The following is a 16,930-nucleotide window of genomic DNA, read 5'->3' on the forward strand; positions in this document are numbered from 1 at the left end:
AGTCGGGAGCGATGTCCCTTACGCTGCCATCACCTCCACCAGCACATCCGTTGCCCAGCTTTCTTCGCTGTTAAGCACCTTGCCATCCTGACAGGCCTGCGCCATATTGCCTAACTGGAAGGAAACGTCATCGCTGAAGTCAAAGTAATACCATTTCGATGCAAAGTTGATACGCCAGTACCCCATCCCCTGATCAAAACGAATCTTTAATACCTGACCATTCTCAAAGGTCACCGTCAGTTTACGATGGTGGGGAATGTCGCGCAGCGAGTCGAATACTCTTAGCGCTACCGCCCTGCCCATTGCCGCGGCAAACCACTGGTCGGCGAAATCCTGAAAATCCGCGTCGCTCATCCAGTCATGGAAAGGCCGGTTACCGGCGCGATCTTTAGGTTTGAATAACGTATCAATCGCCACCTTAGCGTCATCAGTCAGTAACGGCTTCAGCGGTTTCAATAACGCCGCCAGTAGCACCAGCGCAACCGGGTTTTGCAGATAGCGATCGGTATAGTGAACGCCGATGATCCGCTGATTTTTCATCAGCGACTGCGCCTCTTCATGGTCGTTAAACAGAACGTCCCAGAAGCGTTGTCCGAACAGCGAAAGCGGGCCGTTCAGCTCTTTATGGATCGCAATATCTTTGACGCGTTCAGCCGCGCTCGCGGCTTTCCCCGGCAGAACAAACTCGTTCAGCGCTACCGGTTGATAACCAAAGCTACGAACCACCAGCTCGTCATTCAGATGCCAGCCCGGTCCCGGGATCGTTGCCTGCTGGCTGCGTGAAGCCAGCGTCATGACCCGATCGGCAAAGGCGATTTGTGCCACAATCGGCAGTTCCGGAGCCTGTTCGCTATGACATAACCGTACACCCAGAGCAGTAAACTGCGAAAGCTCGTGCATCAATTCAGGATCATCGACGCCTGCCGGGATGACAAGATCAACCGCAACGTTATCTTTTACCCGGTAGTTCTGTATAGCAGCCCGGAACTGGCGGGCATAGAGATCCCACTCATTGAGCGGCCCGTTCATCCACAGCGTGAGTTTTTCAGCCCCTTCGTTAATCGCCCGGCGAAGAGTGTCGCTAATGGCTCCCGGGCAGTAGCGGGCATCCGGCAGCGAGAATGTCTCCGTATCCGGCAAACCAACATAGTAGACGAAGTCATCCCCAAGCCAGGCCAGTGCCGCCTTTCGGTCCAGTAAATCGTGATCGTGGCGAGTCTGGGAGTCGAGCAGGCATTCACTGCAGGAGGTATCACAATGATGACACCCTAGCTGTTTGACCATTCCCTGAAGAATAGACTCAATATGCAATGGCGCACTGGAGGCAAAACCAGCCCCACCACTGATCACATCATACAGCTGAACGGCTAAAACCGATTGCCCGTCCTCCAACCGGACCGGACGAACAGCGTAGCCCAGCTCTGCGGCAGAGATACCCAGAACACCCGCCAGCGCCTGGCGCAGCGCAACAGCAAGGGTCATGGCGACAACCCGCCCCTCTTCAGTGTTATCCGGCAGATATTCACCGTTTTGCGGCTTGCGTAGTACCATTTCAAAGACATCCGTTCGCGCCAGAGCCCCCAGCGTGACCTTCTTCATAAGCGCCGTCGAACCGGGACAAATTAGACGTTGATTCTGGCTATCGCGATCCGCTTTTCCCGGGCGCGGTGGGTAGTGTGCTTCCATACTCTTCGGTGCGTCGTTGGCATTCAACATCGACTCTGCACGTCCACAGCTCAGACATAACGCGTAACCATGCCCACCTTCTCCCAGGCTTTGCTGGAAGACATGCCCGTCAGCGCCAGAGGTCATATATCCCATTATTGGGTTAGGCAGCGGCATTGGTTCGGCTTTAACAAATACCCATGCAGGGACCACCGGGATGAATTTCATGGTTTCAATATTGTTGGTCACTGGCGCATGCGCATCGGTCACAAACCCGGCAGGCTGCAGCACCTGACGGCGATTTTCAGTGATAATTTTTTCACCACACGCGCTGTTGGTGCAATAGAGCGTCCCGGAGTTGCTCATCCCCTCTTTATAGCCAATCGTACCGCATTTGTGGCAGCGCCAGGCGCAATCCAGACGCTGGGCCTCATTGGTATCCGCGTTAATATTGTGCCAGTGCAACGAGACACCAGCGGAGCGGAAGACCCGACCATCAAGAATGATCTCTGCGCCTGGCGCATATTCCCGGATGGCGACTCCCAGGTTACGGGAGGGCAGCCCTTTGTAGCGTGACACGTTATCTTCGCGATCTTTTTTATCCCGACTTTTCCGCGATTTTTCACGGACATAGTCCTCCATCGTGAAGTTATCAAACGTCACCACATCCGTCGGGAAGCCATAACCAGGCAGGAAGGTTCTGGCTGCCAGATCGCGCAACAAATACTCGCCACAGTGACGTTTTTTCTCCAGTTCGATGCGCTTGCGATAAGGCGTTTGCGGCTGTGATTCGCGCTCTTGAGCCACAAGATCGCGATAGACGGAAAGCCATCGCTGTTGCAGGAAAGTAATCGCGTTAATGGTTTTATCCCGCAGCAGGTCAGGTCTGGCACCATGTAGCGCCGTACCTTTCACCAGCCGTTCCAGCGCTGCGTCGATATCAAGCACCGGGCGCTCCAGCCAGACTTTAAAGCGTTCACATTTTGACTGCCCGTCGTCCTCACCAAAAAACCAGAGACTGTCGAGGTTGGTTTTTTCTTTCTCCGTTTCACCAATAACGTTGCATAGGAAGTCGGACAGTAATAATGCATTGACGTGGCGTTGTACCAGCCGGGCAGAATTCATCGCCACCATCGGGGCCGGGATCATGGTTTCAAACGGCCACAGCGGATTGGCAAAAACCTGCTGGTCATGCGGGTTCCCTTTACATAGGGTATAAGAGATCGCTCGCGATTCCTTACTACGCCCGGCCCGCCCTGCACGCTGTAAATAGTTGGCCGGATGCGGCGGTACGTTGTTCATCACCACGGCAGTAATACCGCCAATATCAACCCCCATTTCCATGGTGGTGGAACAGTTGAGAACATTCAGTTGCCCGTTTTTGAACATCTTTTCGTAACTTTGCAGACGTTCCGACGATTGCTGGGCTGAGTGCTCAGCCGTGCGGTAATAGAAGCCCCCTTCCACAATACGATCGTTGATATCCGTCCAGACGTTTTCCGAACGTAATTGCGCGATCAGCGGCTCCTTGCTGACCCAGTCACGAACTTTCGCCAGACCTGCCGCGTAGTCTTCTTGCGAACGGTCCAGCTTCCAGATTTCCGGCATGGTGACCTTTTGCGCAACAAACGTGTCGAACTGCACCTGGCTAAGATGTTCAAACGAAATATGGGTTGGCAGATAAGGGGTTAAGCCTTTAAAGGTGGTATCCAGAATTTTGTTGGTTACCGGGCAAATCCAGCCATCCGTGATTAAAGAAAAAGTCAGATGCTCTTTTGGAAGATAGAAACGGTTACCATCAGGCTTCAGTACGGCAAGTGGTCCGGTAAGTTGATTCCATGCTTCTTTCAGCCACGCGTTGATAATATCAATCGTCGCCGTATTTGCTGTTTTGAAACCCGCTCCCAACATCAACAACTTCACTAAACGATGGGATAAGTTGCCATTACGGATTTGCGGCCAGCGTTTGTTCTGATTATCTTCAGGATCTTTCGTTTCCGGGTTACGGACGAATTTCGATGAAAAACGACTACCAATCCAGTTTTTCAATTCATCGTCCAGTTGCGTGAAGTTGCTTTCACGAACGTATAAATCCAGTGTAACCTTAAGAAAATCCTGCCAGTCACCCAGCGTCAGCCCTTTTTCCTCCCAGTGCACCGGGAGTTTAATTATTTTCTCCAACCCCTGATAACCAACCTGGACTAGCCCTTGCGTTTCCAGACTGTTAGTTCGTTTAGGGCGACGCATGAACTCCCGGAAAAGCAACATTTCTGAAAGCTTCAGTGGGCCTCCATTTTCGTTGAAGATTTCAGGCTTCAGGTAGTGGTTATATTGCAGAATAGGACCGCGAATATCAGCTTTCTCTTTAAGCTCATTAACCATTTCCGTCCAGGTCCGGGACAGCAGAACCGTCGCTGCTTTGCCACCGGTCGCAAGCTGAATAGCCTGTTCAAGCTGTTCAGCTTGCACTTCTGCCAGTTTTGCTTGTTCTGGCATTCCCCAGCTTCTATATTCTTCTGCCTCATTTCGGGCCTGTTTTGCCCTTGCGGATAACTTTTCAAGATCGGCATTGGCATTCGGTGTGACGGTAGTCTGCGTTCGTTGATGCCAGCTCAGAATTTCCACCACGCTACCGCGTAAACGACTGCGCTCAGCTTCCTGCTGCATGCGTACCGCCATTCGGGCCGTTCCTTGCCGGCTATCGGTAAAGGTAATCAGTCGACGACCTCGCCCTGGCAATGAATCTGGTCCGACTCCCTCTTTTCCTTCATCGCTGGCGAAGTCCTGACAATACTCCAGAACGGTGGGCACAATGTTGGTGATATAAAATGGTCCACCCAATAAAGCTCGACGGAACGGTTGTTTCCCGCTGGTCCCCCTGTAGCCACAGCCACTAGCGCTACAAACTTGCTCAATATCGTTAATAACCAATGGGATACTTTCACTGTTACCAACGCCAATACGACGCGTCTGGCGGTCCAGCCTTTGGATGGTGTAGCCCTCTTCACTGGTCTTTTCTGCTGCAATAATAAGTGGAGGTTGGAAACCGCTCTCTTTTTCAACTTTTTCTTCTGTAGCGTCGTGATCCACAGATACTTCATCCTGCAAAGAGAATTCATCGCCCCCTTTATTCTCCCATTGGACTAATTTCCCCTTTTTGTCCTGTGCCAGAAGATGAGGCTCGTTACAATCATTACAGAATGCCAATTCATAGACTGGGCATCCGCAATCACAATTTTGCCGCTGATTCACATATACATAGCCAAAGGGCCAGCCCTTTTCCAGCGGAGTGCCGTGCTTTTTTCTGCACTCTTTATCAACACAAGCCCACACACCCTGGGTATTGCGCTGGAATATATGCGCTCTGACCTTCAGAAATGCCGGATCTTTAGTATTAGGTTGAGTGCCGGAGCAAACGTCGATCCAGCGTAGCACATCCTGCTGGCTATAATGTTGCTTGGTCAGCGTATTTAACCGCTGCGTCATCGTATCCAGCTTCATTGGATCCGGCTGAGTGACTAACATCTCACGCAAGTAATGCGCTTCAGGTGAATGCGTAAGTGCATCAAAGCGCTCTGGACTTACGCCCTTTATGTCTGTATCAGGGATTTGCTCAATTTCTTCTAACGGAATATAAATGTGTTTGCACGGTTCGAGTTCCGGAATCACCCGAGTTCCGTCCAGTACGTCAATACGCTCCTGAGGTATACCGGATAATTCAGAGAGGAATTTTTTCAGCTGTTTTTTGGCATCGCCTCCAGCAATAGTTGCAGAGGTTGCCACAAAGCGCACGTCATCTGGCGTCACGCCAAATGCTGTCATTACACGACGCAGCTGGAGTGCCAGTTCAGCGGCCTGCGAGCCGACATAGGTATGTGCTTCATCCAGTACTATCCAGCGTAGTGACTTTTGAGCTTTGGACTGCTGAATAATCGGTGCATCGATTTGGCGGACCATCATATATTCCAACATTGTGCCGTTGGTTACCAGAATCGGAGCAGGTTCTTCACGCATCTTTTCACGCGAGAGCACTTCATTCGGCCTTTTTACCTGCTCGCTTTTTACTGCAGCGTGGAGATTTTCAGTATTACCGTTATAGAGGCAGTATCGGATCCCGGTGCCAAAACCACGTGTCCAGGCATCTAGGCGCTCACGTTGTGAATTAATCAGGGCGTTAAGTGGATAGAGAAAAAGCGCCCTGACACCGACCAGCGGATTATTGCCATTTTCATGTAGTTCCCGGTAGAGATCTTCTAGCACCGGCACCATAAAACATTCCGTTTTGCCTGAACCTGTACCACTTGTCACCACAACTGAATGTTTCTCTTCTAGTAAAGCCTTCCAACTGGCTAGCTGGTGAGTGAAGGGTTTCCAGTCAGCACCAAAACGGTAGCGACCATTGTTCTTATCATCGAGCGAGTCAACAACGGCTTTACTTAGTAATGCCTTGCCTTCCGTTAGGCTGCGCATCGTGTTGCTTGACGCTTTCCAGCCAAACATTTGCTGGAATACCGGTGCAGCAAGAAATGAGCCTGATTCCCCACAATCGGCACCCATTTGCTGCGCGAGGTGCTCGCGCAACTGCGGGTTTGTGATCCCCATGATACTTAGCGTTGCTTCGGTTGAACGGGACAATGATTGTTCAATAAGTGACGAAAAATAGCGAGTGGTCATCGTTATCCCTTTTTATTTGTTAGCGACATAACGCAATAGGTTGCACTGGAAGATGGCCTTAAACCAGCGGGAGTCGAAGTCTCTGACTTGCCTCAGGAAAAATACAGCACCGGGTTTATGGTCAAATACAGCTTCAAAAGAAGTATTTCCGCTTGCTACAGCTGCAGCGAAGACGGGTAACCAGGCTACAGCATAGCGATAGTCTGTGTCAGGATAGATGCCGATCATAGGATCATCTTGTGACGACATCCAATTGTGCAGGCGTTTACAACCATACTCTGGCCAACGAACGTCACTGTGCTCACGTAAAAGCTCCTGATACCACTCACGAATGACGCTCTCAGGAATAGAAGGAGGATATTTACCATAGACTAACCATTTCTCAACTTCGTCGGCATATGTTGGAAAAACGAGTCCCAATCGCTGATACATGCTCTTCACCAGTAAGTTAAGAGTTTCTTCTGGTGCACCTTTTAGTCTCAGGAATGATTTAAATCGATCGGCCGCGGATTTTATTTCAAAGATGGGTAAGAACTCCCATAAAATAGGGAATTCATTTTCAATGCGGCTCAGATACTCAGCTGACATCTCAAATTTAAACAGCGACATCGCCAGTGCTTGAGGATGATGAACAAGCGCTCGCCAAACTTCAAAGGTTGCCAGTGGTAGATAGCTAAATTGGTCGTATAGGTTACGCATAAATTGCCAACCGGAATGAGCGGGATCGTTAGCCATCTGATCAAGTACTAGTGTAATGGTATTGACTTCAGATAGGGGATTAAAAAGCTGGGTCGCTTTCTGTAATGAGCGGATACTACTCTCATCCATGGGTAGCGAAAATTCTCCACGAATAAAGCAGGGGCGAAACGCCATTTCTTCACCAGGTTTAGGAATGACTAACCATGGTCCATTTTTGTTAACAATCGAGCTCAGTTCATATTCACCTACCGGCACACCTTCGCTAATTCTTGATGATAATGGAGTGGTTTTCCTCTCAGGTTCACTCAGTAGCATAATAACAGGAGAAGGCATTTGACTGGTACGATAATGGGTTGACTGGCTGATGAGGAGCTCTTTTTCGTAATCATAGTGTAAAATATATTTATAACGACGAATCTGCCAACTCATCACAGAACCAGCGCCTTTGATTTGCATCTCTACAACTTGGTCTATTCCTGTTTCAAGAGATAGTAAGTTTTCAATATACTCTTTCAGACTATATAAATTGAGCTCGACGGGATATTTTCCTGCGGTATAACACCATTCATGCCAGGCTTGTAACCCACTTTTAGAGCGTAAATGTAATTCCAGTGAAAAACGTGTCGGATCGCCATTATTACCAAATAAAAAGGCTCTGGAACCCAGTAAATCATGCAGGGTAAGATTTTTATCAAGGGCACATCTATTTGCATCAAAGGCCAGACAACCTTTTGCTGGGAAAGGTAGTGTTATCTCCACTGGATCTGCTCTCAAATTTGGGTAAATCTGGAGAGAGACAAATGCAGGCGGTAGTCCTTCAGCCTTAAGTAATATCTCTATTTTTCCTTCTGAGCGTTTGCGTGCAACCTCTAGTGCTTTATCTCTTAAGATAGAAATGCATGGGTGCAGAGTTGAGATAATAATAGAACCTTCATTAGCTAGCTCGCCACCTTTTATTTCTATGTTGAAATCTGCTGGCAAGATTCCAATTTTGCGGCGAAGTAGTGTTTCATTGTGAGTATTTCTGATGGAAATATATTGTGTGCCCATCATCTCTTGCACTTGACATTCATCTAACAACTTACAATTAAGGTAACGTTTTAATTGTATATCTTCAATATCCAGGTTTTTTGCCGTAATTTTAGGTACGCCTAGAAATGTTTTATCAGGATGACAATTCCAGGTTACAGGTTTCCCATAAAAATTAAACTCATCCTGATTCGATTGCTCTCTTCCAGTACGGATCCTGTATTTTTCATTTCCGCAAATGGTTACATCCTGGCGTCCTTTTACGGATAGTGTTCTAAGTCCTAATAATGACACTGCATTTGAAGAACTTTCGTATCCTGAAATGGTAGTTTCTTCTTGAGGTAATACAATAAGAACATTACTATTACGTATACTACAAGAGGCTTGCCCTTGTAATAACCAGCATTCTTTATGTTCAACAAAAGTAAGTGGTACCTCGCCAATAGCGATTTCACTATCCTCCAGTTTTATTGTGCCAACAATCATTCCTCCAGTTCGTGCAACGATCGATAAGCTCGCATCTGGCTGGCGTCTAAAGAATCTTGATTCCTTTTTACGTAGGCGAACTTTAGCATGGTCGTTCTCCAGGGATGCATAGGCAGGGCCGAGACTGGCGACTTCTTCACCATCTTCATAAATAGCAATCTCAAATCGTGTCGTTGAGGGCTTGCTGATTATTAGGAAGGTAAGTTCATTAGGCAGCGATATTATCGCTTGGATTTGATTGGGATGGTTTTCAGACCAATAGAATCTACAACCTGAGCCCTTATTTTTTTGTAAGAGAGATTTAGTTTCTACGGAGGCAGTACATAGCAGTCCATTAAGAAAGCGTGTGCCTGTTTCATCGTCCAATGGTATTGGGAACTCATCCCTCCATTTAGGATGAACTTTATCAAGTTGCGTCACCGGCTCATTATTACTACTCAAATTATACATCAAAACTAACGAATTGAGCTTATCTGTCATATGACTGATGAGTTCTACGGAAGTATCTTCACTGAATATAGTTGGCAGCGCTGATTTTTCTATAACATCTCTTGCTAGTGAAGGAATGGAAATGCCTACTAATTCAGTCTGATTGTATTTGTTTAGGAGACGGGAAAATACAGCTTGAAAACGGCTGTCCGCTTCCTTAAGTAACCGAAATGGTAATCCTCCCTCACTAAATAAGGTTCCGAGAAAATTACGACGTTCTGATTCATAAAATCTAATTGGCCGTGCCCAGTACTCCTCCATCCCTTTTGGGATGATATAGCGTAGCTCACTTGCTGTTAATGAGGTTCCTAATCTATTATAAATAGGATCCCATGTCCATCCGAAATGACTCTCATAGTCTCTGCGATACCATTCGGCGCAGAAAAGAACAAAACAAGCAGCGAATCCTTTATCATGTATATTATTTTTTGATTGGCCAATCAGCTTAATTAATTGTACTAGTTCATTATATTCATCATTGGTTGTATGGTATTCGTACAACGGGCGTCCATCAGGAGCTCTTATCCCTCTACGGCTAAGAAAACGATTTAACCAGGTGAGGTATTTTAACCATGAGAGGCATTCTAATTGGCCCAAAGTAAGCTCCTTACTGATGAACAGAAAACTCATAGGGTTGTTTAAAATGAAAGTTAACATGGGTCAAGATACTCTATGCATCAATTAGACGGCAATCACTAACTTTTATTTTGAATCTCTTCACTATAACCGACATAAATGATAACCACATGGCACTAATTTAATTACATTTATTTATTAAAATATAATTATCATCATAAACAATTAACATGCAGTAACTGGTGATATTACCATTGATATAAAAATCGAGAAGAATTGTACTGTATAGATCATGTGATATTTATATTTTTGGTTGTATTTTATTTGTGTGCTCTAGTTATTAATTATGACGTAATATATTAAATGTTTTTAGTTTCTCTCGTTTTTAGCTCAGTATTCAGCGTGAAATATTTAACTAATTCTATTAGAGTTAAACTAAATTTGTTAATTGTTAAACTTCCCTCAGCGGATCTTCTCTAAAACTTCATTAAGATCCAGCGATAACTGGCGGGCGATATGGACAAATTCAATGATATCCAGGCGGCGTTCGCCACTCTCTATCTTTGATACAAATGATTGTGGTTTTCCCAGCACTTGCGCGAGCTGGGCTTGGGTGATCTTCAACTCGATCCTTCTAACTTTCAGCGTTTTTATAATTAATCGATATTCATATGAATAAATTGATGACATGGTTAATATCCGATCTCTATCCCAAAATCGAATGTCGTTCATTTACATAATTATCCCAAAATAGGATATTCTCGATTCTGTAGACGGTTATGTATTATTACCTAATAACGATATCAATCGAATAATAAAAGAAAAGAATATGTGATTTCATGGAAGGATAAACTCATATGATTATTGAGACGATCGAACGTGAGGCGGGGCGGTTAAGCGCTAACCGCTATTTGCGCGCATTGCGGGATGGCATTGTTCTGTGTATGCCATTGATTATCATTGGCTCGCTGTTTCTTATTATTGGTGACTTCCCGGTAGACAGTTGGATCGCGTTATTAAATGAGCAGGGGGTATCCCCCTGGTTGGATAAAATCGTCGATGGCTCTTTTGGTATCATCGGTCTGATTGCCTCTTTTGGCATCGCGTATCATCTCACCACCTCATGGCAGGAGGATGGTGTCGCCTCCGGTGTGATCTCGCTCTCCTGTTATTTGATCCTCACCCCCTATTTATCTACGTTGATGGAGAGTGGCGGGGCGGCAAGTTATCCCCTGAACTATATGGGAAGTAAGGGGATATTTGCGGCGATAGTGATCAGTATGGTGACAGCCAGAGTCTTCCATTTTTTTATACAACGAAACATCGTTATCCGAATGCCAGAGGGGGTTCCACCGGCGGTCAATCGCTCGTTTATCTCGTTGATCCCAGGGGCGGTGATGATCTTACTGGCGGGTGGGGTGCAGTTTGTGCTGGTTAAGGCGAACCTAGGGAATATTCATGAGGTATTGGCCACCGTGCTGCATGCTCCCTTGAGTTTTCTGGGGGGAACCCTGGTGGGAACCTTGATTGCCATCGTACTCAACTCACTCTTTTGGTTAATTGGCATTCATCCTGGCGGCACGATCAATGCCGTGATGGCACCTATCTGGCTGATCAATACCGATCAAAACCGGATCGCGCTGGCGAATGGGCTGGAGTTGCCCAACATCATTACTCAGCCGTTTATGGATAATTTTGTCTGGATGGGCGGCGGTGGTGCGACGATAGGCCTGGTGATATGCCTCCTATTCTTCTCGCGCAGTCGGCAGAGTAGAACATTAGGCTCCCTCGCCATGCTGCCGGGGATCTTTAACATCAACGAGCCGCTTATCTTTGGTTTGCCGATTGTGCTTAATCTGAAAATGGCGATCCCCTTTCTATTATCTCCCGTGGCAATTGCGGTGGTGACGTATCTCAGCATGTTATATGGCTGGGTCGAGAAACCCATCGGGGTGACGATGCCATGGACCATGCCTCCCTTGGTGAGTGGTTATTTCACTACAGGGGGGCATATTAGCGGTGCTGTGATCCAGTTGGTCGGGATTATTCTATCAACCGTAATCTATTATCCATTTTTTATTTTTGTAGATAGACAACAATATCAGAGTGAAAGTGAGAAGGGAGCAGATTATGAATAAGCGGCTATTAAACTGTTTTGCTAGCGATTTCTTGCAGATGTCTCCTACGGAGTTGAAGTCGGCTATCCGTGCCAGTGAGGGGCGTACATTGCTTTCCGAGAATATCGCCACACGTTTCCCCGTCGGTCATGATATCACCAATAGTGAAGTGGCCAGAGCATTCGGTGCTGATTTAATTCTTTTAAATAAACTCGATCTCTTTAATCCTGAGATTGCCGGGTTAACTTCGAGTGAGCGTACCCCGATTGCACAGCTGAAGCATCTGGTGGGGCGGCCTATCGGTGTTAACCTCGAACCCGTCGATACGGCGGCCAAGATGGCCGAGGAGAGAGTCATCATTTCCTCTGGTCGGCAGGCGACGCGTGAGACCTTATGCAAGGCTAACGAGATGGGGTTTGATTTTATCTGTTTGACGGGCAACCCGGGCGCCGGGGTGAGTAATCATGCCATCATCGAGTCTATTGCTGTGGCGAAGGAATGTTATCACGGTTTAATTATTGCCGGGAAAATGCACGGAGCCGGTGTCGATGAGGAGGTGGTCAATCTGGCAGTGATTAATGCCTTTATCGATCAGGGGGCGGATATCATTCTGTTGCCTGCCGTGGGTACCGTACCCGGTATTTCCATGGCGATGATCGCGGAAGCCGTTAAGGTGATCAGGCAACGCGGGGCGTTGAGTCTCTCTGCTATTGGTACGAGCCAAGAGAGCGCCGATGTTTCCACCATTAGAGATATTGTCCTAATGAATAAAATAGCCGGTGTTGATATACAGCATATCGGTGATGCGGGTTATTGCGGGATGGCGCCTTACCTCAATATCTTAGAGGCATCCCGGGTGTTGCGTGGCGATCGGCATACGATCCATATGATTGCCGCTTCCGTGAATCGCTAGGGTAAGCGTAAACCATGACGGTTTAACTCGCCTGGAGAAGTGCGTGTTGCCGTTAAGCATACGGAGGATCTCCGTGAAAAACATTCTACTGTGTTGTGCGTCTGGGATGTCGACCAGCCTACTGGTGCAAAAAATGAAACAGGCGGTGGCAAAGCGCGGGGTTGATATTGCGATTCGCGCCGTGCCAATTGCCGCCTTTGCGGAAAATATGGCCGATGCCGATATTATTTTGCTGGGCCCTCAGGTGCGTTACCAGCAAGCGCATGTACAGGCTATCGCGCAGCGGCAAGGTAAACGCGTAGCGGTCATCGAGATGCGGGATTATGGCTTGATGGATGGGGATGCCGTACTCACGATGGCGTTAACGCTGCTGGAGAGATAAGCATGGATAAGGCTGAAAGCATCATCATGGAGCTGTTGGTTAACGCCGGTACGGCGCGCAGTCTGCTGCTGGCGGCGCTCCAGCGCGCGCGTGAAGGGAATAGGCATGAAGCCGAGCACGCGTTGGCGGAGGCCCAGCGTTATATTCAATGCGCGCATGCGATGCAGACCGAACTGATTGCGCGGGATGAGGGCAGCGGTCAATTCCCCGTTAACCTGATCACCGTGCATGCACAGGATCATCTGATGAATGCCATGATGTTACAGGATTTAGCGGCGCATCTGCTGGAGCTCTACACCCGCCAGCCGGTGATGCCGCCGCATTCGTCACCGCCATCGAGTTAAGGCCTTCCCCCGCGGATTAACCGCTAAAGTGCGATTGGGGCGCGATTGTCGGCAAAACGATGGCGCTCAGGTGTGGGGGCGGGCTTGAGGGCCGTTGCTATCTAGTGCAGGTATTCCGTGGTGAATTTATCATCCATTGGCGGGTTGAATATCTGGAGTGAATGAGCGCAGGTAATCGTGCTACTCGCGTTGCTGGCAAAGTCTCCGAGGCGTGTACCGCCTGCGGGGGTAACGTTCGCCCGTAAAAACGGGTCGCTAGGCGGTGAGATCAATGGTCTCACCCTCAATCGATGAGGATTAATATTTTACTTGTCACATCACATAACTTTATTATATTCATTGACGCAGAGCATAATCGGGTAGCCAGTATAGCTAATAAAATACGTATTGCTATTTACTTTTTTCATTATCAAGTAATGACTACCTTCAAACATCTTCTTAATTAATAGACTGTTTTTTATCTCATCGACCTCCGCATCCTGTAGTATTAGTTTTGAGTAAGTTTTGTCTATTTCAAACAGCCCTCTCTTGGTGTCTATTAGTCTGTATTGAAAGCCACTTTCCCCATTTATTTTATGGGGGGTGTTGCCAACATATAACTTTCCAATAATATGTGCCACACCTGTGTTATTATTTAAGAAATCAAATGATATTATTCCTTTGATGTATTCATCATTTGCCATATAGATATCTATATCACCTTTACAGTGCAGGGTGATGGTGGTCTCCCTTTTGAATATAACAAAGCCAAGGGTGGCGAGAGCCACGATTAATGCAACGAAGAATGCTATTATTGTTTTATTCATATAACATTCCTTGATTCATTTTTACAGTAAATAAATGCATTTGGATTTTCAGGATCTTTTTTACACCATGAAATTAACTCTCTTCCCTTTTGCTCATGGTTAAAGTAAATAAAGTAATCAAAGGAGGTATTGCAATCTTTTAACCGTTTTAATTCACTGGCGTCGGACAGTGATGTCGTAGTGTTTGATAACGAGTATATGTTACACTCAATGGAGTTATTCGCGATGGGTTGAAATTTAAACTTTGGTAGTTGCTGCTCATCTCCGCTAATGAAAAAAAACGCCAAAAGAAATAGTAAAAATAGAGTTGTGCAGGCTGATATTATGGCGATTTTTGATTTGTATTTCCATTTTTCTTCTCCCTCGCCAGGGAGTAAGCTAGGGAACGGTGACTCGTCGATTAAGGTTATATCAATGGTTTTATCTATCATAAAACCAATTTTAGGTATAGTAACGATGATATCTTTGGGTAGGCCTACATCACTCAGTTGTCTTCTTAATAAGCTAATATATTGGTTCAGATTTGCATTAGAGGAGCGCAAGCCGTGATCATCCCAAACTAGCTTGAATAGCGTGTCGCGTGTTACAGGTATGCCCTGATTGAGAATGAGCAAGTGTAGCAAACGGTTCGTGGATGGAGCAAGCAGGATGGCATCACCATCTACGGTGGTTCTCAATTCGGCCTCTTGTTCATTATAAAGTACATGTTCATTAAGCCTATACATACCCATCTACCTCTCAAACATCAGCATGAGTAGTGATTGCTACGTTCTAAAGCTATATATCAAAATGGCACACATGCATCGATAACGGGATAAAGATATAAAAAATAAATAAAAATAAGATAAAAAACCTTAATTTATGCATTTTTTGGATTTTTATATTAGATAAGAGCGGTTTGAGATAATATCTGTGGGTGCTAATCATTGTGGATACCAAGAGATTTTAATGAATAGACGTTATATCACCCAGGGAGAGTGGAAGAAATTAATCGGCTCGATACCTGATACTCCTGAGTATGCTAGAGATAGATGTTTACTCTATATGATGTATATGCATGGTTTAAGAGTTAGTGAACTATTAAACATGACAATGTCGAGCCTGGATTTAGAGAGTGGTGAGGTTTATATTCGCCGTCTTAAAAATGGATTATCTACGACACATCCTATTCAGGATGAGGAGGGGAAATCATTAGCTGCATGGTTACAGAGAAGGCATGAAGTACTCAATGGTGTCAGTTATCCATGGCTTTTTATCTCTAAGCGCAAGACTCGTCTCTCTCGCCAACAGGTATATGCATTAGTTCGGCGTTATGGCGAGAGTGCCAATCTGCCAATCCGTTTACATCCACATGTACTCCGACATGCTTGTGGCTATGCATTGGCTGATCAAGGTATTGATACGCGATTGATCCAAGATTATTTGGGCCATAGGAATATTAGACATACGGTACATTATACTGCGAGTAATTGTAAGCGTTTCTCTCGCGTATGGAAACAAAATTAACAGGGGCTCCATTCTGGAGCCCCTTTATATATATTGCAAACTTACCCTCCTGAATAAAAAAGTATGCATGCCTATGCAATAGGATGACTATCCCTGGTGACGAATCGCTAGGAATGGCTTGTGCGAATAATCACCGTTGATCATAATGGTTATCTTTCATCCTTTTCTTAATAATATATTTTATCTATTGTTTTTGATTGCTGGTAATATAGCGTCGGCTAACCATACATTAATGCTGTTCTAGGGGCTAGAGGGTGAGACGTTATCCATTATCATACGCAGGTATTTAAGGGATTGCATAACGATGCATTGAGAGTTGACTTTTGTACCTGTTTATTTATAATACAATTTCATTTATTCTAGGACCATAGCAAGATTATAAAGATTAGTTAGTAAGTTATTAGATATACTCCGCTTTTTAGCATCTTCATCTATTACCCTCTTATCTTTATCTACGTTATTTACTCTGTTACGGCCTCAAGATCACTACTCTCTAACTCCCAGGAATTACAGATGTCTAAACGTAAGCACCTTACCCAATCCGAGGTTGAGCGACTGTTACAGCAAGCTCGCTATTCGTACTTCGCAGAACGCAATTATTGTATGATTTATATGGGATTTATACATGGGTTACGCGTGAGTGAATTACTGAGTTTGCGTCTGTCAGATATTGACTTAGATGATCAATCAATCTATATCCATCGATTGAAAAATGGGCTCTCGACTAACCATCCATTGCTACCAGAAGAGGTTGAGGTGATCAGGGTATGGCTTCAGGCACGCCGGAAAATTCGCTATGCGGCAGATTCTGAGTGGCTCTTCCTCTCTCGCTTAGGTACACGCCTGACTCGGCAACAGTTCTATAAAATCATCACTGACTACGGTAAGAAAGCCGAAATTTCGATTTGTTCGCATCCGCACATGTTACGCCATGCTTGTGGCTATGCCTTAGCGGATCGGGGAATCGATACCCGACTGATCCAGGACTACCTTGGGCATCGTAACATTCGCCATACGGTACGCTATACCGCGAGTAATGCGGCTCGATTTCAGGGAGTGTGGCAGCGTAAAAAGCGCCTTGTGACGGGTCAATTAGGACCAAAGTGTCAGGTCCCTCGGTTGGTTCGCTTATCATCCATATAATTGAGCGTAAATCCATCGCTCACCCCCTAATTAATTTGATCTAAATCAAATTTAAATCACTTTTTTCCGATCATTAGCTTCTGTAGTCTGTTTTTTATCCA

At 46.1% G+C, this 16,930-nt stretch carries 11 protein-coding genes; 6 read left to right on the plus strand and 5 right to left on the minus strand.

The window, feature by feature from the left end; genetic code table 11:
* Positions 1-18: 18 nt before the first annotated feature.
* The 3 genes from DCL27_RS02155 to DCL27_RS02165 all read right to left on the minus strand — a co-directional run bounded on the left by DCL27_RS02155 (position 19) and on the right by DCL27_RS02165 (position 10,350).
* Complete coding sequence (locus DCL27_RS02155) at positions 19-6,339, minus strand: DEAD/DEAH box helicase (RefSeq protein ID WP_035598017.1); 6,321 nt, start codon at positions 6,337-6,339, stop codon at positions 19-21.
* A 12-nt stretch (positions 6,340-6,351) separates the two neighbouring features.
* Positions 6,352-9,639 (minus strand): STY4851/ECs_5259 family protein, encoded by a 3,288-nt coding sequence (locus DCL27_RS02160; RefSeq protein ID WP_071526338.1) that lies wholly within the window; start codon positions 9,637-9,639, stop codon positions 6,352-6,354.
* A gap of 441 nt (positions 9,640-10,080) precedes the next feature.
* The gene (locus DCL27_RS02165) at positions 10,081-10,350 is read right to left on the minus strand and encodes a helix-turn-helix domain-containing protein (RefSeq protein ID WP_080582840.1); all 270 of its coding nucleotides are present in this window, start codon (positions 10,348-10,350) and stop codon (positions 10,081-10,083) included.
* A 125-nt stretch (positions 10,351-10,475) separates the two neighbouring features.
* Between DCL27_RS02165 and celB the strand changes: the two genes are divergently transcribed.
* The 4 genes from celB (at position 10,476) to DCL27_RS02185 (ending at position 13,374) form a co-directional block, all read left to right on the plus strand.
* Positions 10,476-11,756, plus strand: a complete 1,281-nt coding sequence (celB, locus tag DCL27_RS02170) for a PTS cellobiose transporter subunit IIC (protein ID WP_035598956.1) — start codon at positions 10,476-10,478, stop codon at positions 11,754-11,756.
* On the plus strand, positions 11,749-12,648 hold the full coding sequence (locus DCL27_RS02175) for a DUF7916 family protein (RefSeq protein WP_005289947.1): 900 nt from the start codon (positions 11,749-11,751) through the stop codon (positions 12,646-12,648). Before celB ends, DCL27_RS02175 begins: the two co-directional genes overlap by 8 nt.
* Before the next feature lie 73 nt (positions 12,649-12,721).
* On the plus strand, positions 12,722-13,030 hold the full coding sequence (locus DCL27_RS02180; RefSeq protein WP_035598954.1) for a PTS sugar transporter subunit IIB: 309 nt from the start codon (positions 12,722-12,724) through the stop codon (positions 13,028-13,030).
* A 2-nt stretch (positions 13,031-13,032) separates the two neighbouring features.
* On the plus strand, positions 13,033-13,374 hold the full coding sequence (locus DCL27_RS02185; RefSeq protein WP_035598951.1) for a PTS lactose/cellobiose transporter subunit IIA: 342 nt from the start codon (positions 13,033-13,035) through the stop codon (positions 13,372-13,374).
* A gap of 317 nt (positions 13,375-13,691) precedes the next feature.
* On the opposite strand, the gene DCL27_RS02190 is transcribed toward DCL27_RS02185, so the two are convergent.
* Both DCL27_RS02190 and DCL27_RS02195 read right to left on the minus strand, forming a co-directional pair.
* A complete protein-coding gene (locus tag DCL27_RS02190; protein ID WP_047059104.1) occupies positions 13,692-14,180 on the minus strand; it encodes a hypothetical protein in 489 nt (162 codons plus the stop codon).
* The gene (locus DCL27_RS02195; protein ID WP_223931158.1) at positions 14,177-14,905 is read right to left on the minus strand and encodes a winged helix-turn-helix domain-containing protein; all 729 of its coding nucleotides are present in this window, start codon (positions 14,903-14,905) and stop codon (positions 14,177-14,179) included. The genes DCL27_RS02190 and DCL27_RS02195 overlap by 4 nt, the downstream gene beginning before the upstream one ends.
* A 223-nt stretch (positions 14,906-15,128) precedes the next feature.
* Here DCL27_RS02195 and DCL27_RS02200 point away from each other — a divergent pair, with 223 nt between their 5' ends.
* Complete coding sequence (locus tag DCL27_RS02200; protein WP_005289957.1) at positions 15,129-15,686, plus strand: tyrosine-type recombinase/integrase; 558 nt, start codon at positions 15,129-15,131, stop codon at positions 15,684-15,686.
* 513 nt (positions 15,687-16,199) lie between these two features.
* Positions 16,200-16,829 carry a tyrosine-type DNA invertase gene (locus DCL27_RS02205; RefSeq protein ID WP_005296238.1) on the plus strand — a complete coding sequence of 210 codons (630 nt, stop codon included), beginning with the start codon at positions 16,200-16,202 and terminating at the stop codon, positions 16,827-16,829.
* Positions 16,830-16,930: the final 101 nt, after the last annotated feature.

This window comes from Edwardsiella tarda ATCC 15947 = NBRC 105688 (assembly GCF_003113495.2).
Taxonomy (GTDB): domain Bacteria; phylum Pseudomonadota; class Gammaproteobacteria; order Enterobacterales; family Enterobacteriaceae; genus Edwardsiella; species Edwardsiella tarda.

Excerpts from the sequence above, each read along its gene's own strand:
- DCL27_RS02155 (WP_035598017.1), bottom strand. The coding sequence starts at position 6,339 with ATGACCACTCGCTATTTTTCGTCACTTATTGAACAATCATTGTCCCGT.
- DCL27_RS02165 (WP_080582840.1), bottom strand. The coding sequence starts at position 10,350 with ATGAACGACATTCGATTTTGGGATAGAGATCGGATATTAACCATGTCA.
- celB (WP_035598956.1), top strand. The coding sequence starts at position 10,476 with ATGATTATTGAGACGATCGAACGTGAGGCGGGGCGGTTAAGCGCTAAC.
- DCL27_RS02175 (WP_005289947.1), top strand. The coding sequence starts at position 11,749 with ATGAATAAGCGGCTATTAAACTGTTTTGCTAGCGATTTCTTGCAGATG.
- DCL27_RS02185 (WP_035598951.1), top strand. The coding sequence starts at position 13,033 with ATGGATAAGGCTGAAAGCATCATCATGGAGCTGTTGGTTAACGCCGGT.
- DCL27_RS02190 (WP_047059104.1), bottom strand. The coding sequence starts at position 14,180 with ATGAATAAAACAATAATAGCATTCTTCGTTGCATTAATCGTGGCTCTC.
- DCL27_RS02195 (WP_223931158.1), bottom strand. The coding sequence starts at position 14,905 with ATGTATAGGCTTAATGAACATGTACTTTATAATGAACAAGAGGCCGAA.
- DCL27_RS02200 (WP_005289957.1), top strand. The coding sequence starts at position 15,129 with ATGAATAGACGTTATATCACCCAGGGAGAGTGGAAGAAATTAATCGGC.
- DCL27_RS02205 (WP_005296238.1), top strand. The coding sequence starts at position 16,200 with ATGTCTAAACGTAAGCACCTTACCCAATCCGAGGTTGAGCGACTGTTA.